The organism is Rhodococcus spelaei (assembly GCF_006704125.1).
Classification (GTDB): domain Bacteria; phylum Actinomycetota; class Actinomycetes; order Mycobacteriales; family Mycobacteriaceae; genus Rhodococcus_G; species Rhodococcus_G spelaei.
Genome location: NZ_VIGH01000004.1, coordinates 387316 through 405556, shown reverse-complemented (window position 1 = coordinate 405556; position 18241 = coordinate 387316). Strand labels below are relative to the sequence as shown.

At 69.8% G+C, this 18241-nt stretch carries 19 protein-coding genes; 9 read left to right on the top strand and 10 right to left on the bottom strand.

The window, feature by feature from the left end; genetic code table 11:
- Window positions 1-32 precede the first annotated feature (32 nt).
- Entirely contained in the window at window positions 33-815 is a 783-nt protein-coding gene (locus tag FK531_RS11260; protein ID WP_142099240.1) for a site-2 protease family protein, read from the top strand.
- Window positions 816-867: 52 nt separating this feature from the next.
- On the opposite strand, the gene FK531_RS11255 is transcribed toward FK531_RS11260, so the two are convergent.
- Window positions 868-1782, bottom strand: coding sequence for an aminotransferase class IV (locus tag FK531_RS11255; RefSeq protein ID WP_142099238.1), 915 nt, complete (start codon window positions 1780-1782; stop codon window positions 868-870).
- 98 nt (window positions 1783-1880) lie between these two features.
- On the opposite strand from FK531_RS11255, the gene FK531_RS11250 reads away from it, so the two are divergent.
- The gene (locus tag FK531_RS11250; protein ID WP_142099236.1) at window positions 1881-2843 is read left to right on the top strand and encodes a DUF389 domain-containing protein; all 963 of its coding nucleotides are present in this window, start codon (window positions 1881-1883) and stop codon (window positions 2841-2843) included.
- A 105-nt stretch (window positions 2844-2948) separates the two neighbouring features.
- On the opposite strand, the gene FK531_RS11245 is transcribed toward FK531_RS11250, so the two are convergent.
- Window positions 2949-3965 (bottom strand): helix-turn-helix transcriptional regulator, encoded by a 1017-nt coding sequence (locus tag FK531_RS11245; RefSeq protein ID WP_142099234.1) that lies wholly within the window; start codon window positions 3963-3965, stop codon window positions 2949-2951.
- A 63-nt stretch (window positions 3966-4028) separates the two neighbouring features.
- Here FK531_RS11245 and FK531_RS11240 point away from each other — a divergent pair, with 63 nt between their 5' ends.
- Window positions 4029-4490, top strand: a complete 462-nt coding sequence (locus tag FK531_RS11240; protein ID WP_142099232.1) for a pyridoxamine 5'-phosphate oxidase family protein — start codon at window positions 4029-4031, stop codon at window positions 4488-4490.
- Window positions 4491-4721: 231 nt separating this feature from the next.
- Complete coding sequence (locus FK531_RS11235) at window positions 4722-5096, top strand: VOC family protein (RefSeq protein WP_142099230.1); 375 nt, start codon at window positions 4722-4724, stop codon at window positions 5094-5096.
- Between the two features lie 54 nt (window positions 5097-5150).
- On the opposite strand, the gene FK531_RS11230 is transcribed toward FK531_RS11235, so the two are convergent.
- A complete protein-coding gene (locus tag FK531_RS11230; RefSeq protein ID WP_142099228.1) occupies window positions 5151-6068 on the bottom strand; it encodes a cation diffusion facilitator family transporter in 918 nt (305 codons plus the stop codon).
- A gap of 135 nt (window positions 6069-6203) precedes the next feature.
- Here FK531_RS11230 and FK531_RS11225 point away from each other — a divergent pair, with 135 nt between their 5' ends.
- Window positions 6204-6452: a hypothetical protein gene (locus FK531_RS11225; protein WP_181762910.1), complete on the top strand. Its 249-nt coding sequence runs from the start codon at window positions 6204-6206 to the stop codon at window positions 6450-6452.
- A 117-nt stretch (window positions 6453-6569) separates the two neighbouring features.
- Here FK531_RS11225 and FK531_RS11220 read toward each other — a convergent pair whose 3' ends face one another.
- Window positions 6570-7715 carry an FUSC family protein gene (locus FK531_RS11220; RefSeq protein ID WP_246098101.1) on the bottom strand — a complete coding sequence of 382 codons (1146 nt, stop codon included), beginning with the start codon at window positions 7713-7715 and terminating at the stop codon, window positions 6570-6572.
- Window positions 7702-8118 carry a DUF3151 domain-containing protein gene (locus tag FK531_RS11215; protein ID WP_142099224.1) on the bottom strand — a complete coding sequence of 139 codons (417 nt, stop codon included), beginning with the start codon at window positions 8116-8118 and terminating at the stop codon, window positions 7702-7704. The genes FK531_RS11220 and FK531_RS11215 overlap by 14 nt, the downstream gene beginning before the upstream one ends.
- Window positions 8119-8217: 99 nt before the next feature.
- On the opposite strand from FK531_RS11215, the gene FK531_RS11210 reads away from it, so the two are divergent.
- Window positions 8218-8820 (top strand): Rv0361 family membrane protein, encoded by a 603-nt coding sequence (locus tag FK531_RS11210; RefSeq protein WP_142099222.1) that lies wholly within the window; start codon window positions 8218-8220, stop codon window positions 8818-8820.
- A gap of 131 nt (window positions 8821-8951) precedes the next feature.
- Here the strand turns inward: FK531_RS11210 and fbaA are convergent, their stop codons facing one another.
- Window positions 8952-9989 (bottom strand): class II fructose-bisphosphate aldolase, encoded by a 1038-nt coding sequence (fbaA, locus tag FK531_RS11205; protein ID WP_142099220.1) that lies wholly within the window; start codon window positions 9987-9989, stop codon window positions 8952-8954.
- 237 nt (window positions 9990-10226) lie between these two features.
- Between fbaA and FK531_RS11200 the strand changes: the two genes are divergently transcribed.
- The 3 genes from FK531_RS11200 (at window position 10227) to FK531_RS11190 (ending at window position 13531) form a co-directional block, all read left to right on the top strand.
- A complete protein-coding gene (locus FK531_RS11200) occupies window positions 10227-10895 on the top strand; it encodes a VTT domain-containing protein (protein WP_246098117.1) in 669 nt (222 codons plus the stop codon).
- A gap of 4 nt (window positions 10896-10899) precedes the next feature.
- Entirely contained in the window at window positions 10900-11550 is a 651-nt protein-coding gene (locus FK531_RS11195) for a DedA family protein (protein ID WP_142099216.1), read from the top strand.
- A 130-nt stretch (window positions 11551-11680) separates the two neighbouring features.
- Window positions 11681-13531: a glycoside hydrolase family 15 protein gene (locus FK531_RS11190; RefSeq protein WP_142099214.1), complete on the top strand. Its 1851-nt coding sequence runs from the start codon at window positions 11681-11683 to the stop codon at window positions 13529-13531.
- On the opposite strand, the gene FK531_RS11185 is transcribed toward FK531_RS11190, so the two are convergent.
- The 4 genes from FK531_RS11185 to FK531_RS11170 form a co-directional block, all read right to left on the bottom strand.
- Window positions 13491-15635 carry an MMPL family transporter gene (locus FK531_RS11185; RefSeq protein WP_142099212.1) on the bottom strand — a complete coding sequence of 715 codons (2145 nt, stop codon included), beginning with the start codon at window positions 15633-15635 and terminating at the stop codon, window positions 13491-13493. The two genes, FK531_RS11190 and FK531_RS11185, sit on opposite strands and share 41 nt — an antisense overlap.
- A gap of 81 nt (window positions 15636-15716) precedes the next feature.
- Entirely contained in the window at window positions 15717-16862 is a 1146-nt protein-coding gene (locus FK531_RS11180; protein ID WP_142099210.1) for a glycoside hydrolase family 76 protein, read from the bottom strand.
- Window positions 16863-16896: 34 nt separating this feature from the next.
- Window positions 16897-17586, bottom strand: a complete 690-nt coding sequence (locus FK531_RS11175) for a TrmH family RNA methyltransferase (RefSeq protein WP_142099208.1) — start codon at window positions 17584-17586, stop codon at window positions 16897-16899.
- Between the two features lie 14 nt (window positions 17587-17600).
- Window positions 17601-18191 (bottom strand): DUF6636 domain-containing protein, encoded by a 591-nt coding sequence (locus tag FK531_RS11170; protein ID WP_142099206.1) that lies wholly within the window; start codon window positions 18189-18191, stop codon window positions 17601-17603.
- Between the last annotated feature and the right edge of the window lie 50 nt (window positions 18192-18241).

Here is an 18241-nt window from a genome sequence, read left to right as displayed (position 1 = left end):
CGCGACCTGCCGCGCTCGGTGATACTGGAACCATGACCTTCCTCCCCGGTGCCCGGACCCGTCGGGCCGCGGTACGACCGAGCCCGGTGTTCTTCGGGGTGCTCGCCGTCGCGGTTCTCGGCGGGGTGCTGGCCTGGCAGTCTGCCCCGCGGTCGACGGGCGGGACGGTCGGGGTGTTCCTACTCGTCGTCGCGGGCTGGATCGTCACGGTGTGCCTGCACGAGTTCGGGCACGCCTTCACCGCGTGGCGGTACGGCGACGACGAGGTCGCGGCCCGCGGCTATCTCACCCTCAACCCGCTGAAGTACAGCCACCCCCTGTTGTCGATCGGCCTGCCGGTGCTGTTCATCGCGCTCGGCGGCATCGGCCTGCCCGGCGGTGCGGTGTACCTGCGGACCGACCTGCTGCCCGCGCGGGCGGCACGCCGGATCTCGCTGGCCGGTCCCGCGGTGAACGCCGTCGCGGCGGTCGTACTGCTGGTGACGATCCGGGTGTTCGGCGATGCCGCGACGCACCCGGTGTTCTGGTACGGCCTGAGCTTCCTCGCCTTCCTCCAGGTGATGGCGACAGTCCTGAACCTGATCCCGGTGCCGGGACTGGACGGCTACGCCGCACTCGAACCGTCGCTGTCGCCGAAGACCCGCCGCGCCCTCGACCAGTACAAGGGCCTCGGCATGCTGTTCCTGATCGCGCTGCTGTTCGTACCCTCGATCAACCGGGTCTTCTTCGACGCCGTCTACGGGCTGTTCGGGTTGTCCGGGGTGCCGGAGATCTGGGCACAGTACGGCAACTACCTGATGCGGTTCTGGCTCTAGTCCGAACCGACCGGTACCCATGAAACCTGCACTCCCACCGCGCCCCTGAGACTCAGACCAGTTCGGTCACCCAGCCGTGCAGCACATCGTTGCGTTGCGCGGCGAAATGCCGTTTGCGCAGAGCCTGCCCCACCGGACCCGGAATGCCGCCGGCGACCAGGCGGCCGTCCACCTCGGTGACCGGCGCGACCCCGGCAGAGGTGCCGGTGACGAAAACCTCGTCGGCGATGTACAACTCGGTCAGGTCGACGGTCCGCTCGACCACCGGGATGCCGTCCTCGGCGGCCAGGGTCAACAGGGTGCGCCGGTTGATGCCGTCGAGGAGGTCGCACGAGACGTCCGGCGTGATCAGCGTGCCCCCTCGGACCAGGAAGATGTTCGCCGCGCTGAGTTCGCAGACGTGGCCGTTGCTGTCGAGGAAGATCGCGTCGTCGTAGCCGGCGTCGATGGCGTCCTGCTTCGCGAGTACCGAATTCACGTACGCACCGTTGACCTTGGCCCGCGACGGAATCGCGTTGTCGGGGATTCGACGCCACGTGCTCGTCTTGAGCCGCATGCCGTCCTGCGGGACGATCGGCACCGCGTCGTAGACGAACATGCTGACGGTGGTGTGGCAGCCCCGCACCCGGGTTCCGGCGATCGACTCGTCCACGTGCACGGTGGCGCGTACGAACACGTCCCCGGTCGGCGCGTTGGCGGCGACGAGTTCGGTTGCCACCGAGACGAACCGGTCGAAGTCCCACTCCTCGGCGAATCGGTCCATCCCGATGATCTTGCAGGACTCGACCATCCGCTGGAAGTGGTCCTCGAGCCGGAAGGCGGTACGCCGGTCGCCGTCGACGTGCACCGGGAACACCGTGTACACGCTCAGCCCGTAGAGCACCGCGGAGGTCGCGACCCCGAGGGTCGCCTCGCGCGCGTCGACGATCCGGTCACCGAAGTACACGTGGGGATGCGGGTTGGCCATGGCCGGGAATGCTATCGACCGCGCCGCCCGCCGGAAAGCGATTTGTGTCTCGGTGGCGCTTCCCGCAGCACCCGCCGCTGCCACGGCACACTGGGCGGATGCTGCATCTGCGGATTCTGGCGCCGACGGACCTCACCGACGGCGCGATACGCATCCTCGAGGAGGAACCGGGGGTCAGTGGCCTGGTCGTACTGCGGGGGTCGGTGCTGCGTCCTCCAGGCGACCTCGTCCAAGCCGACGTCGCCAGGGAGGCCGCGAACGACGTCATCGAACGGCTCCGCGCGACCGACCTGCACCACCGGGGCACCATCGAGATCGAACCGGTGCACGCGTGGCTCTCGCGCAGTGGGTTCGAGGCCGAACTGCGCACCCCGGGCAGCAGCGCGGACACGGTCGTGTGGGCCGAGGTCGCGCAGCGCTCGTACGAGGACACCGAACTCAACTGGACCTACCTCAGTTTCATGACCATGGCAACGCTGCTCGCCGGGATCGCCATCGTCACCGACTCCCAGATCCTCACCATCGGCGCGATGGTCCTCGGTCCCGAGTTCGGCGCGATCGCCGCGCTGGGCGTCGCGCTGGTGCGTCGCCGATTCGTGCTGCTGCGGCTCGCGATCCGCACCCTGGTCGTCGGTTTCACGGCCGCGATCGCCGTCACCGCTGTGGCTGCACTGGCCGGCCGGGGGCTGGGCTGGGTGACGATCGACGACGTGACCGGGCCGCGCCCGGGAACCGCCTTCATCTACACCCCCGACAAGTGGTCGTTCATCGTCGCCGTGATCGCCGCCGCCGCGGGAGTCTTGTCGCTGACCTCGTCGAAACTCGGTGGCCTGTCGGGGGTGTTCATCTCCGTGACCACGGTGCCCGCCGCCGGCAACATCGCGCTCGGGATCGTGTTCGGGGTCGGTAGCGCGGTCTGGGGCAGCACCCTGCAGTTGCTGCTGAACCTGTTCGGCATGGCGCTGGCCGGGTGGGCGACATTGGCGTTCCAGCAGGCGGTGTGGTCGCGGGTGTCGGTGCGCCGGGCCCGAGCGCTGGACAGGGTTCGACGCATGCTCTGACGCCCAGGCCACCTCGGCGTACGGGCGCGCCCGCCGCGCTGAACAACCGCTCGGAAGTCTTCATCTGCCAGTCGAACCCGAGTGCCCGTCACCTCCACGCCGCGATCATGCACGCACTCCGTCACCTTCCGCGCTGCGGGCCCGGCAGCCGTCCCGTTGCGTGATCGCGGAGTTTCGCCGGGCAATCTCCCGCCCCACCGCGTGAAGTCCGGCACGCAGAGACTTCGGTGCCAGCACCTCGACTCCCCCACCGAGCGCCGTCAGCTGGTGCAGCGCAACCTCTTCCGACTCCAGCATCAGATCCACCTCGACCCAACCTTCGGCGTCGGCGGGGCCGGGCGTCACGCGCGCGGCCTCGGTCCCGACGACCGCGGGCAACGCCCGCCGGGCTGCGGGCGCGAGCCGCAGCCGGCACGGGTACCTCAGCAGCGACCGGTCGAACACTGCCGCAGACTCCGCCCACCAGGCCGCGAGGTCGAAGTCCTCGGGCCGCCGCGCGGTCGCGTCGAGGATCTCCGCCCTGTGGATGCGGGAGACGCGGAAGGACAGGACCGAGCCCCGGTGCGCGGCAACGAGATACCAGACGCCGGCCTTGGCGACCAGACCGAGTGGGTCGAGCGTGCGGGCGGTCGCACGCGCGCCGCGGCGGTAGCCGATCCGCAACCGCCGGTCACCGAGCACCGCCCGGGCCACCTCGGCGAGATGCGGGTCCTGCGTGGGGCGCGCGAACCAGCCCGGCGCGTCGACGTGCAGCCGACTGCGCCACAGCTGCGCACCCGCACGCAACGGAAGCGGCATGGCGCCGAGGAGTTTGGCCTCCGCGGCCGCGGTCTGGTCGCCGAGGCCCAACTGCTCGGCGAGCCCGGGCACACCGAGCAGCATCAGGGCCGACGTCTCGGTCCCGGTCATACCGCTGAGCTTGGACTGCCAGCCGTCGAGCAAGCGGATGCCACCGCCGGGACCACTCTCGGTGTACAGCGGCACCCCGGCGGCCTGCAGCGCCGCGACGTCGCGGTACACGGTGCGCACCGACACGCCGAGCTGCGCGGCCAGACGGTCCGCGGTGGCGCCGGGGCCGCCCTGCAGCCGAAGCATGAGGTCGAGCAATCGACTGGAGCGCACACAACGAGCCTACGAGAATTCCCTGACAGGAGATGTCAGGGATAGGCGCGCACACTGGTCGACATGACCACCTGGCAGCAGTTCACCGACGAGGCCCCGACCCTGGCCGCGGCCGTCGAAGCCCGACTGACCGCGCACAAGCACCACGTACTCGCGACCCTGCGAGCGGACGGCTCACCGCGGGTGAGCGGCACCGAGGTGGAGATCTACGAGGGAGTGCTCCTACTCGGCTCGATGCCCGGTGCGCGCAAAGTCCTCGACCTGCAACGTGATCCGCGCTTCGCCCTGCACTCGAACCCTGGACACCACACGATGGACGGCGGCGACGCCAAACTTGCCGGCCGCGCACGACAACTGGCGGGCGACGAACTGGCCCCGGTGATCGCGCACTACCCCGAGGAGGTCCGCGACGCCGAGGTCTTCGAACTGGACCTCGCCGAGGTCGCCCTCACCACGGTGAGCGAGGACAAGCTCCACGTCGACCTGTGGCGCCCGGGGCGGGCGGTCGAGCGCTTCACCAGGTGAGTCCCGGTGTGCTTCTGCTACATTCGGATCGCGCCCCAGATGGGCCTACCCGGAGGTACTGGCTTTCACGCTCGAGTCACTCGACGACTGAGTGTCTTTCCGTGCATTGCACACCTGCCTTCGAGGTTCTGATCTTCCATGTGTGCACAGGGTGCGGCAGCTCATCTCCCGGGTGTCGACGCGCGCCGATCCAGCCCTTCGGTTGCCACACAACCGAAAGGCACGACAGCGATGTCAGCGACGTTCAATCACACGATCATCCCCGCAACCGATCGCAACGAATCGGCAACGTTCTTCCGTGAACTGCTCGATCTGCAGGCGGCGCCGGCGTGGGGCATCTTCACCAATGTTCGCCTCGACGGCGACGCCCTCCTCCAGTTCGCCGAGCCGCCGTTCGAGATCCAGATGCAGCACTACGCATTCCTCGTCGACGACGCACAGTTCGACCGGACTCACGTACGGCTGCGGGGGCGAGGAATCGAGTTCTGGGCTGATCCACAGATGACACGGCCGGGCGAAACGAACACCGAGCACGGCGGGCGGGGCGTGTACTTCAAGGCCCCAGCCGGTCACGCGATCGAAGTGATCACGCGGCCGTATCTGTAGGCCTGCCGGCGCTGCCCCCGGCGGATCACCGCAGGACGACTGACCCGCGGGGCTCTACCAGGTGAGGTTCTCCTGACAGTGTGAGCCCTCCGCACCGGACTCGACCTGCACGGTCGCGTGGCTGAGGCCGTGCCCGTCGAGCACGGCCTTGGCCGCGCCGAGCACCGCCTGACCGTCCACCTCGGTGGTCAGGTGCACGGTGGCGACGTCCATACCGGTGGTCAGCGTCCACACGTGCAGGTCGTGCACGTCGGACACCCCGGGCAGCGCGAGCAGGTCCGCCCGGACGACGTCGACGTCGACGTTCGCGGGCGAGGCCTGGGTGAGGATGCGCAGCGCCGCCCCCGCCAGTTTGAGGGCGCGCGGCACCACCCACAGCGAGATCGCCACGCCGACAACGATGTCCGCGTAGGTCCAGTTGAAGAGCAACACGACCGCGCCCGCGATGAGCACACCGACGCTGCCGACGGCGTCGGCGAGGACCTCCAGGTAGGCGCCGCGCACGGCGATGGAGTCCTTGGCGTCCGCGCGCAGCAGCAGCATGACCACCAGGTTCGCTGCGAGACCGGCGGCTGCGGTCAACATCAGCGGCAGGCCGGGGATCTCGGGTGCGTCGCCGATGCGACCGATCGCCTCGTACATCACCCAGGCGGCCACGGCCAGCAGCAGCACCGCGTTGGCCATCGCGGTGAGCACCTCGGCGCGGTGCCAGCCGAACGTCCGCGCCGCGGCCTTCGAACCCTGCCTGGCCAGCAGCAGCGCGACCAGCCCCATCGACATGCCGACCACGTCGGTGAGCATGTGACCGGCGTCGGCGAGCAGCGAGAGGGAGTTGATCGCGAGGCCGACGGCCACCTCGAGCGCGAGGAACGCGAGCAGGATCCCGAGCGCGATCAGCATGCGCCGGATCCGCGCCGACGACGGCCCCACTGTGCCCGTTCCGGTCGTGCCGTGGCCGTGGCCGACTCCCATGTCCGCTCCCCTTACCGGTTCGGCACCGCGCCGACCTCGCGGCCATCATATGCATATATTCGCATGTATTGAAACCCTCAGCCGCCGCACTCGGACTCACGAACACCCCACACCCACGCGAACCCAGACCTACACTTGAGCTCAACTTCAGCCAAGCGGCAGCGTCGCCCGACCGACGGGAGCCGCAGCCTCCAGCAGTTCGTCGCCGGGGAGATCACCGGCCCGCTCGGCGCCGACTTCCGGTACGTCGACCGCGCCGACTACGGACGGGTCGCGAACGTCGTTCCTCCACCGCCACTTCCGATCGACTTCGCGTCCCTGGACCCGGACTCGATCCTCGTCAAGACGTTCGGCAACCCGCCCGTCGACGCGACCGTCTCGTAGACCGACGGCTGGCGCGGCGCGCAGGTCGTCGCGGCCGCCTTCGCCGCCCTCGACTGACCCAGCCGTGAGTCCTTCCGGCCCGCATGGGGGCCAGAAGGACTCACGGGCGCGCAGCGCCTACAGGTCCGGCGGGTAGGCGGGCTTCGGCACGGTCGGCGGGAGCGTCGCGATCGCCGAGATCCGCGACAGCCCCGCGACCTGCAGCAGGTCCACGATCAGTGACCGGATCTGGGCGAACACCACGGTCGCCGAGATGCCCGCGTTCTGCACGAGCTCAGCCTTGGCGCCGGCCGCCACCGACCGCAACACGCGAGCTGCTTCGGCCCGGTCCGGCTGCTGACCGGGATCGGCGAGGACCATCCGGCGCAGCACCTCCACCGCGTGTGCGAGTTTCTCCACCTCGTCCACCAGGCGCGGGTCCAGGATCTCGTCGTCGCGCACCAGCGACAGCGACCGCCGTGCCAGCACCCGAATGTTGCGCAGCGCGTTGTCGATCGGGTCCGCCGCGCGACTGAGTCGCTCGAGCCGGTCGCGCGAGTTCCAGTACAGCGGCGAGAGTCGGCTGATCTCCCGGCCGCCGGTCAGGCTCGACCGGAGCCCGTCGATCGCGGCCTGTGTGTCGCGGGCCTTGTGCAGCGCCGTCACGATGGGCTCCGGGTCGTTGGCGACCAGACCGTCGGCCACCAACTGGAGCACCTCGGCCGCGGTGCCGAGAATGCCCGCGGCGCTCTGCCGCGCCCGCAGCACCGGGTGGGTCGGGACGAACGCGATGACCAGCAGGCAGACGAGCCCGCCGATCAACGCGTCGATCATCCGGTCCGGCCCGCCGCCCGCGCTCGGCGGGATCAGCGTTGATACCAGCACCCCGGAGGTGCCCGCCTGCATCGCGATGATCGGACCACCGTCGAGGAAGATCGCGGTGGACATCGCGAGCGCCACCACGAGCACGATCTGCCAGGCACCGGTGCCGATGAAGGAGATCAGCAGGTCCCCGACGCCGATGCCGACGGTGACGCCGGCGATCAGCTCGAACGACCGACGCACCCGCGCGCCGAGCGAGAGCCCCAGCGACACCACCGCCGCGATCGGCGCGAAGAACGGATTCGGGTGGTGGATCAGGTCGTTGGCGATCCACCACGCCAACCCGGCCGCCAGCGCGCACTGCAGGACCGGGAACGCGGACGCACGTAGCCGAGTGACCGAGGCCCGGAGGCGTTCCCGGCCACGGTCGAGGTTGAACTTGCGGAATCTATTCGACGCCAAGTGCTTCGGCGGCTCGGGGATCGCAGTCCTCCAGCAGGTCCAGGCAGCGGGCATGCTCGTCGGACTCGCCGATCCCCTTGGCCGCCTGCGACAGTGCGGCGACGCAGCGCAGGAATCCGCGGTTCTGCTCGTGGCTGTAGGGGACCGGACCGAAGCCCTTCCAGCCGTTGCGGCGCAACTGGTCCAGGCCACGGTGGTAGCCGGTGCGGGCGTAGGCGTACGCGGTGATCGTCTCGCCCTCGGCGAGCGCCGCCTCGGCCAGGTACGCCCAGGCGATGGAGGCGGTCGGGTGGTCGGCCGCGACCTGCTTGGGGTCGACATGGTTGAGGAGATCGGACTCGGCGTCCTCGTCTCCGGGGAGCAGAGTGGGCTGAGGGCCGAGCAGATCGCCGAAAGAAGTCATGGCCACCATTGTGCCCCGAAGGCCCCCGGCTCGATAGGCTGCCCACAGCCACGACCTCCGGTGTCGCCGTGACACCGGTCGAGCAACGAGGGGGCGCACGTGCCGGACGCCAAGGACCCCACCACCTCCGCCGCGCCGGACGACGCCGTCACCGCCGTCGTGCCGCACGTCGCCCGCGCGACGCCGGCCAGGGTGGGTCCCGGACTACCCCCTCCCGCCGCGGCGTCCGCCCCCGCGGCGGCCCCCGCCAAGATCCCGGCCCCGGAGACCGCCCGGCGCAGTCGCTGGCCCCTGGCCGCGGCGGCCGTCGTCGTCGTGGCGCTCGTCGCGGCCGGGGTGGCGTACTTCGTGACCGGCCGCGGCGACGGGTCGACCAGCCCGCAGGCGCAGGTCGAGTCCACGATCACCACCTTCGTCGGCGCCATCGCGGCAGGAGACCTGCCGACGTTGCGTGCCACCTCCTGCGGCCAGCTCGGCGACTACTACCGACAGATCCCGGACGCCCAGTTCACCGACGTGTACCGCTCGGCGCTCGCGCAGCAGTCGATTCCGGTGGTCGAGAAGGTCGACGCGGTCTCGATCACCGACGACGTCAACGCGATCGCGCAAGTGACCGTGCACACCGCCGCCGCCCCCGCCGACAGCTCGGCCCGCTCGTTCACACTGCAGCGCCAGGACGGCAGCTGGAAGGTCTGCAGCTGACCTCGGGTGTCAGGACCCCGGCCGCAAGACGTCCAGAGGGACAGCGCGACCGGCGGTACAAACACGAAAGTGCAGTTGCCGTCGCATCGGTCGAGTGACCGCGACGGCAACTGCACTTTCGGCGGGAGAAGCTAGCTGCCGGAGACCGAACGTCCGGCGGACTTGAGGTCGTTGCAGGCCTCGATGACGCGGGCGGTCATGCCGGCCTCGGCCTTCTTGAGGTAGCTGCGCGGGTCGTACACCTTCTTGTTGCCGACCTCGCCGTCGATCTTGAGGACGCCGTCGTAGTTGGAGAACAGGTGTCCGGCGATCGGGCGGGTGAATGCGTACTGGGTGTCGGTGTCGACGTTCATCTTGACGACGCCGAAGTTGAGCGAATCCTCGATCTCGGACTTGAGCGAGCCCGAGCCGCCGTGGAAGACGAAGTCGAACGGCTGCGAGCCGGCGGCCAGGCCGAGCTTCGCGGCGGCGACCTTCTGGCCCTCCTCGAGCACGGCGGGCTTGAGCTTGACGTTGCCCGGCTTGTACACGCCGTGCACGTTGCCGAAGGTCGCTGCCAGCAGGTACCTGCCGTTCTCGCCGACGCCGAGCGCGTCGACAGTCTTCTCGAAGTCCTCGGACGAGGTGTACAGCTTGTCGTTGATCTCGGCCTCGACGCCGTCCTCCTCGCCACCGACGACGCCGATCTCCACCTCGAGGATGATGTTCGCGGCCGCCGAGAGCTTGAGCAGCTCCTTGGCGATCTCCAGGTTCTCGTCGATCGGGATGGCGGAGCCGTCCCACATGTGCGACTGGAACAGCGGATTCCGGCCGGCATTGACGCGCTCCTGCGAGATGGCCAGCAGCGGGCGGACGAAGCCGTCCAGCTTGTCCTTGGGGCAGTGATCGGTGTGCAGTGCGATGGTCACGTCGTACTTCGCGGCGATGACGTGCGCGAACTCGGCGAGGGCGACCGCACCGGTGACCATGTCCTTGACGCCGAGGCCGGAGCCGAACTCCGCGCCGCCGGTCGAGAACTGGATGATGCCGTCGCTGCCTGCGTCAGCGAAGCCCTTGATGGCCGCGTTGACGGTCTCCGAGGAGGTGCAGTTGATGGCGGGGAAGGCGAAGGAGTGCTCCTTGGCCCGGCCGAGCATCTCGGCGTAGACCTCGGGAGTTGCGATAGGCACGGCGGCTGTCCTCCATAAGACGAGTGGTGTGGGCGCTTACCGATCGGGTCGGCCCGCGCGCGGGTGCTCCTTGCAGTATGGCAACCCGCGCGCGCTGCGTCTCCCCTGCCTCCGAGGATCGGACGTATGCGACTCAGCGGACTCTCAGCGGCCGCCGGTAGTCTGGTCCGCGTGATTGTGCAGGCGGCCTCGGAGCTCGCGACCAATGGACAGGCGTCCGTGACCAACCTTGCGCTGATGCCGCAGTGGATGGACCCGATGTATCTGCTCACCGAGTCCTGGCTCAAGAGTGCGGTGCTGCCGGCGATCCTGGCCATCGTCTTCATCGAGACGGGCCTGCTGTTCCCGATCCTCCCTGGCGACTCACTGCTGTTCACCGGTGGTCTGCTCGCCGCGCAGCCGAACCCGCCGGTCAACATCTGGGTGCTGCTCGTCGCCGTCTCGGTCACCGCCATCCTCGGCGACCAGTGCGCCTACTGGATCGGCCGCCGGATCGGACCGGCACTGTTCAAGAAGGAGGACTCGCGCTTCTTCAAGAAGGAGTACGTCACCGAGTCGCACGCCTTCTTCGAGAAGCACGGCCCCAAGACGATCATCCTGGCCCGTTTCGTCCCGATCGTGCGCACGTTCACCCCGGTCATCGCGGGTGTGTCGAAGATGAACTACCGCACGTTCCTCTCCTACGACGTCGTCGGCGGCATCCTCTGGGGTGGCGGCGTCACCGTGCTGGGCTACTTCCTCGGCAACGTCTCCTTCATCCGCGACAACGTCGAGGCCATCTTCCTGCTGATCGTGCTGATCTCGGTGCTGCCCGGCATCATCGCGATCGCGAAGAAGACACTGGCCGGGCGCCAGGCCAAGGCCGCGTCGGTCGTCGCCGCCCCGCAAGACGAGCCCACGCCGTAGTTTCATGATGCTCGCCGCCGGCAGTTTCGGCCCGCTCGAAACGGTCGGTCCGGTGGTCGTGTGGCTTGTCGTCCTGACGTTCGTCTTCCTCGAGTGCGCATTCATCATCGGACTGTTCCTGCCCGGCGACTCCCTGCTCGTCACCGCGGGCATCGTGCTCGCCGGCCAGTACACCGGGACCGCCCACGTGTGGCTGCTGGCCGTCGGCGCGGCGGTCGCGGCGATCGCGGGTAACCAGGTCGGCTACGCGATCGGCCACCGGACCGGTCACAGCCTCGCCGCTCGACGGGGAGGCAAGTACCTGAACACCGCGAACCTGCACAAGGTCAACGCCCTGCTCGACCGGCACGGGTTCTGGTCGGTGCTCGTGGCGCGGTGGATTCCGTGGATTCGCACGCTGTGCCCGCTGGTCGCGGGTGCCGCCCGGATGAACCATCGCAGCTACACGATCGCGAGCACTCTCGGCGCGGTGGCCTGGGCGCCGGTGCTGCTGCTGCTGGGGTTCTATGCGGGCGGCTTCCTCGAGCGGGTGCCGTGGCTGCTGCCCGCGGTGCTCGGTGTCATGATCGCGGCACTGGTCGTCGGGACCGTACTGGGGGTGCGCCAGTACCGGCAGGAGCTCGCGAGGCCGACGGAGGAGTACGAGGTCGAGTGAGGGGCCGCCGGAGCCCGGCGCCACCCGAACCCGGACACAACCCGCGCCGATACCGGTAAACTCCCTGCACAGCAGCGGTTTCTGCGACAGCGCGCGAACCTCACCCGGTGACTGCGAAGGACGGCCAACCATGTCCGACTTTCCACCGATCGACGACTACGCCTTCCTGTCCGACTGTCACACCTGCGCCCTGGTCGCCCCGAACGGCAGCGTGGAGTGGATGTGCGTGCCACGACCCGACTCGCCGAGCGTGTTCGGCGCGATGCTGGACCGCTCCGCGGGGTTCTTCCGACTGGCACCGGCGAACATGACCACCCCGTCGCAGCGCCGCTACCTGCCCGGGTCGCTGGTACTCGAGACCACCTGGTGCACCCCGACCGGGTGCCTCGTGGTGCGGGACGCGCTGGTGATGGCGCCCTGGCCCGGGGGACCGCGACTGGACGGGCACCGCCGCCCGCCCAGCGACTTCGTCGGGCTCGCCACCCTGGTGCGCACCGCGGTGTGCGTCGAGGGTCGGGTGGAGACCACCACCAACTGCATGCCGCTGTTCGACTACGGCCGGGCGGTCGGGTCGTGGGAGTACACCGGCGAGGACTACAGCTCGGCGCGGTGCGGCAGCGACGGGCACCAACCCGACTTGAGGCTCACCAGCAACATGCGACTGGGCCTCGGCGGTGCCCGGGCCGGCGCTCGCACCGACCTCGACGCCGGCGAGAGCGCGTTCATCGCACTGTCCTGGGGACCGAGCGCACCGGCGACGGTCGAGGAGGCGGTGGAGCAGATCGACACCACCGAACGGCTCTCCCGCGCCTGGCTCCGACATGCCAGGCTTCCCGACCACCGGTGGCGCCCCCACCTCGAGCGCAGCGCACTGACGCTCAAGGGCCTGACCTACGCCCCGTCCGGTGCGATCATGGCCGCGGCCACCACCTCGCTGCCGGAAGCACCCGGCGGCGAACGGAATTGGGACTACCGTTTCTCGTGGATCAGGGATTCCTCCTTCATCCTGCGGGCCCTCTTCGAACTCGGCCACGACTGGGAGGCGTTCGAGTACTTCGCCTTCCTGATCGACGCGCTGGCGGGCGGGCCGCTGCAGATCATGTACGGGATCGACGCGGAACGGGACCTGACCGAGCGCACCCTCGACCACCTGTCCGGCTACGACGGTGCCCGACCGGTCCGCGTGGGCAACGGCGCGTGGAACCAGCACCAGCACGACATGTGGGGCATGGCGCTCGAGTCGATCGCCACCCACGTCAGGCATGCCAGCCAGATCGGGCCGCCGGCCTGGGTCCTGGTCACCCAGCTGGTCGAGGGTGCCGCCGAGGCCTGGCGCGAACCCGACTGCGGGATCTGGGAGATTCGCGGCGAGCCACAGCATTTCACCGCATCGAAGGTGCAGTGCTGGGTCGCCCTCGACCGCGGCGCGAAGCTGGCGGCGGACCGCGGGGACGCCGAGCACGCGCGCCGCTGGCGCGAGATCGCCGACGAGATCCACGCCGACGTGTGCGCGAACGGGGTCGACGAACGCGGAGTCTTCGTGCAGCACTACGGATCCGCCACCCTGGACGCCGCGACGCTGCTGCTCCCGATGATGGGCTTCCTGCCGCCCGAGGACGATCGGGTCCGGGCGACGGTCCTCGCGATCGAGCGCGAACTCACCGACCACGGCCTGGTACTGCGCTACCGCACCGGCGAGACCGACGACGGTCTGAGCGGAGTGGAGGGCACGTTCGTGATCTGCTCGTTCTGGCTGGTGACGGCCCTGACCATGATCGGCGAGGTCGAGCGCGCCGCCGCGCTGTGCGATCGCCTCCTCTCCCTCGCCAGCCCGCTCGGGCTGTACGCGGAGGAGATCGACGCGGCCACCGGCACCCACCTGGGGAACTTCCCGCAGGCGTTCACGCACCTCGCGCTCATCGACGCGGTCACCCGGGTGATCAAGGCCGAGGGCGATCGGGGCCCGGCGCCCCGGCGCTGACCGTCTCGGACTGCGGAGCCGATTCGGCAACCCGCGTCGGCCACCAGAACGGGCGTCCCTCCAGCGCCGCAAGGCCCGGCACCAGCAGCGGCGCCATCGCGAACGCCGCGATCAGAATGCCAACGGCCACACCGAAACCCAACTCGGACAGGTTGGCCAGTCCGGTGAGCATCAGCGACGCGAAGGTGCACGCGAGGATCACCCCGGCGGCGGCGACCGTGGCCGCGTCGTTGGAGATCGCGATCCGGACCGCCGAGCGCGGGTCGTGACCACGGCGGAACTCCTCGTGGATGCGCGCGGCGATCAGGATGTTGTAGTCGGTCCCGATCGCCACCACGAACAGGTACAGCACGATCGGGATCGAGAAGTCGATGCCCGAGTAGCCGCGCACGTGCAGGAACAGCAGCACCACCGCGCCCAGGGTGGCCGCGAACGTCAGCGCCACGCAGGCAAGGAGATTCAGCGGGGCGAGGATCGCCGTCAGCAGGAGCGCGAGGATCACGAAGATGATGACCGCGGCGACCGGGAACACGCTGCGGGTGTCGGCGTGCAGTTGCGACCGGACGTCCACGTAGGTGGAGGTCTGCCCGCCGACGTAGACCTGCGCGCCCGGCACCGAGCCGTGCGCGGCCGCGCGCAGCGGACCTTCGACCAGGTCCAGGGCCGCGTTGCCGTACGGGTCGTCCTGGAGGACGACGCTGATCAGCGCCACCGCCGGGTCCTGGCCCGGCTTCGGTGGCGCGACCGAGGCGACGCCGGGCACCTGGGCCAGGTCCGCCCCGAGCGCGGTCAGCGCGCCCGGGTCCAGCGGGCCCGGACCGACGACGTAGACCTGCGTGGGGCTGAGCGCGCCCGCGGGGAACGACCGGCCGAGGGTGTCGAACGCCTGCTGTGAGGAGGTGTCCGACGGCAGTTCGCCGAGGGTGTTGTAGGTGGACCGGTAGCCGGTCGCGAACAGCCCCAGCACGATCAGCACCACCCCGACCGCCGCCGCGGACACGGCGGGCCGGCGCGCGGTGAACGCACCGACGGCCGCGAACGGACTGTGCGCGCTGTCGCGCCCCGGACCGCCCGGCCAGAACAACCGCGGGCCGAGCAGCGCGAACAGCGCGGGCACCAGGGTGAGCGCGGTGACCAGCATGACCGCGACCGCGACGATCAGCCCCGGCGCCAGTGTGCTCAGCGACTCGAGCTTCGCCAGCAGCAGCGCGGCGAACGCGCCGATGACCGTCAGCGCCGACGACGCGACGACCCGTCCGACCACGGCGACGGCGGTGACCAGCGCCTCGCGTGGTTCGACCCCCGAGCGCACCAGTTCCCGGTAGCGGAAGAGCAGGAAGACGATGTAGTCGGTGCCGATCCCGAACAGCACGACCACCAGGATCGACTGCAGCGTGGTGCTCACCTGGAAGTCGAGCAGGTACGCCAGTAGCGCGGTGAGGCCGCTGACCACCCCGAGCACCACCCCGATCACCAGGACCGGGATCACCGCGACGACCGCACTGCGGAAGATCGCCCCGAGCAGCGCCAGGATCAGGATCACGGTGGCGACCGTGATGATCCGGTCCGCATGGTCGTACGCCGCAGTGGTGTCGACCTGGATGGCGGCGTTCCCGGTGAGCCCGCTGACGAGCCCGGTGTCCTGCAGGGCCGCGGTGGCGTCGTCGCGGAGCACCGGGACCGCGGCGTCGACCTGGTCGTCGCCCGGCTGCCCCGCGAATGCCACCTGGATCGCGACCACCCGACCGTCCGGTGACAGCGACTGCGGGGTGGCCTGCACCGCCAGCACGCCCTCGATCGCCGCGTTCTGGAGGGTGGTGGCGAGGCCGGTCGCAGTCGCCTGGTCCGTGGGCGAGAGCGGCGCCCCGTCTGCCCGGGACACGACCAGGGAGCCGGTCGCGCCGGACTGCGCCGGGAAGTACTCGGTACCCACGGCCTGCGCCTGCACCGACTCGAAGGACTGCGGCAGGAAGGACTGTTGGTTGCCGGTTGTGTACTTGCCGAGACTCGGGGTGAACACGAGCACCGCGGCCGCCGCGATCACCCACAGCGCGATGACACGCCAGGGGTGGGCGACGACCGTGCGAGCGAGGTAGCCGAACATCGGATCGCCTCGATGGATGTCGTTGGTGACAAGCGCCGTTCCCAGCCTCGCACTCGTGCCCCGCCGTGACAAGGAGCAGGTCTACTGACGCGCGAGCGCTCCCGCCGCCACGTACGCGGCCTCCATCAGCATCCACCCGCCGAGTTGCACCGAGAAGTCGCGCTCGGCGATGTCCGAGGACCGCACGGTCCCGCCGGTGAAGGTGGCGATCCCCTCGCCGAGCCCCGGCAGTCGCGCCGGCTTCGACCAGTCGGACCCGAACAGCGGCAGACCCTCGACCTGCAGCCGGTTCTCCCAGGCAGCCTCCGCCGAGTCCACCACGATCCGGGCGGCCAGCAGTCGGGCCCGCACGTCCGCCTCCGTGTCGCCGGGCAGGTGCGAGGCGACCAACGCCAGGTACCGGGCGAGAATCCCGTCGAACAGGCCCCCGTCACCTCCCCCACCGCCGACGATCACGCCGTCCACGGTCAGCTGCTTGTCGACCGCGTCGACGAGCGCGTGCACCCGTTCCCGGTGTCGCGGCGTCCCGAATCGCACGGCAAGTTCCGTCTCCACCCCGAGCACCACGCCCTGGCAGTAGCTGTAGATCTCCCGGTCGAGTTCACTGGTGATGCCGGGGTTGCCCCCCGCCGTGCCCTCGGTGCGGACGCCGTCGAGCATCAGCCCGGTCGCGGGGTCGCGCAGGGTGTCGTCCATCCAGTCGGCCATGGCCTGGGCCCGCCAGAGCCGGCCCGTGCGGGCCAACAGGATTGCGGCCGGACCGTTCGCGGGGGTGTTGTAGAAGTTCGACTTCTTGCACCACGGGATGCCGCCTCCGCACTCGGGCGCCCAGGCGTCGAACAGTTCGGACTCCAAGTCGCCGATGGCGTTTCGGTAGTCGACGTGCTGCAGTCGCTGGACACGTTCCAGTGCGGCGCCGAGCCAGGCCATGTCGTCGTAGTAGCTGTTGGTCCAGCCGGTGATGTTCCGAATCCGGTGCGCCCGAGCTATTTTCGTGATCCTGCGGCGCCGCTTGGGACTCGGCGCCCGCTCGGCGGCATCGACCACACAGTCGAGCAGGTGTGCCTGCCACCAGTAGTGCCAACTGAAGAAGAGCCGCTCTCGGCGGACCGGCGGCCAGGCCACCACCCCGAGGGCGGTGCCGGGCAGCGCCCACAGTCGACGCACGTGCCGGGACACCACTGCTTCCTCTGCGGCGTCCGCCCTCCCCGACCACTGGTGCTGCATAACAAACGATCTTGCCTATTTATGTGACGATTCGCTACCAAGACTGTCTCAGATCGGCGTGTTGCCGGATCCAGGCGTGCATCGCGATGCCGGCCGCGACCCCCGCGTTGATGCTCCGGGTCGAGCCGAACTGGGCGATGGACACGGTCATCACGGCCGAACGTTTCGCGTGCTCGGTGACGCCGGGGCCCTCCTGACCGAACAGCAGGATGCACTCGCGCGGCAGGGTCGCGGTCTCGATCGGCACCGATCCGGGCGTGTTGTCCACGGCCACGACGGCGAGGTTCTCCCGCGCGGCGAACTCGAACATCGTCGCCGCGTCGGGGTGGTGCACGATGTGCTGATAGCGGTCGGTGACCATGGCGCCGCGCCGATTCCAGCGACGGCGGCCGACGATGTGTACCGCAGCGGCGGCGAACGCGTTGGCGGTGCGGACCACCGTGCCGATGTTCGCGTCGTGCCCGAAGTTCTCGATCGCCACGTGGAACGGGTGCCTGCGACTGTCGATGTCCGCGACGATCGCCTCGCGGGTCCAGTAGCGGTAGGCGTCGACCACGTTGCGCCGATCGCCGGTCGCCAGCAGTTCCGGGTCGTACCGCGGGTCGTCGGGCGGCGGGCCGTCGTGCTCGATGGTCCACGGCCCGACCCCGTGCGGGTGGTCGCCCCACTCGGTGGGTCCCGGCTCCTCGCCCGGTGCGGCGGGTTCGGACTCGTGGTCGGACATGGTCGTGCTCGCTCTCAGAAGAGGTCGTTGGACCCGGAGGCGATCCGGAAACCGTGACCCGTCTCGTCCTTCGTGCAGGTCACCCCGTCGGCCCCGGACTTGCAGGTGAAACCGAACGAACTGACCGTCTGTCCCACCGGCAGCACCCGATCCGCGGTGGCTCCGCCGGAGGTGTAGACCAATCCTCCCGCACACAGGAACTCCCCGCGCCCGGCGCCGGTCACCCGGATGCCGCTACCCCAGTCCACGACGCAGCTCTCCGGGCGCGGCGGGATCGGGGTGGTCGGGCCCTGGCAGCCGGCCTCGGTGCGGGTGGGCAGTTCGATGATCCCGCACTGGAAGCCACCCGACGGCGAGGTGAAGTAGACGGCCTCGTTGCGGTGGTACTCGACCGTGGGGGTCGGCGCGGTGGTCGTCGGCGGCGCCGAAGTGGTCGTGACCGCGGTCGTGGTCGGCGCCGCCGTGGTGGCGGGCGCGGTGGTCGTGCTCGTCGCGGCAACAGTGGTGGCGGGCGGAGCCTGGTCGGCCTCCGACGTTCCGCAGGTCACCAGCGCGGCGGCCGCCGCGGCCCCGATCAGAGCCGACAACACTCGACGTGAGCCCACTCGCACACCCTCTCCTCGACGACCCGCAGGACATTTGACGGTCGCGAACG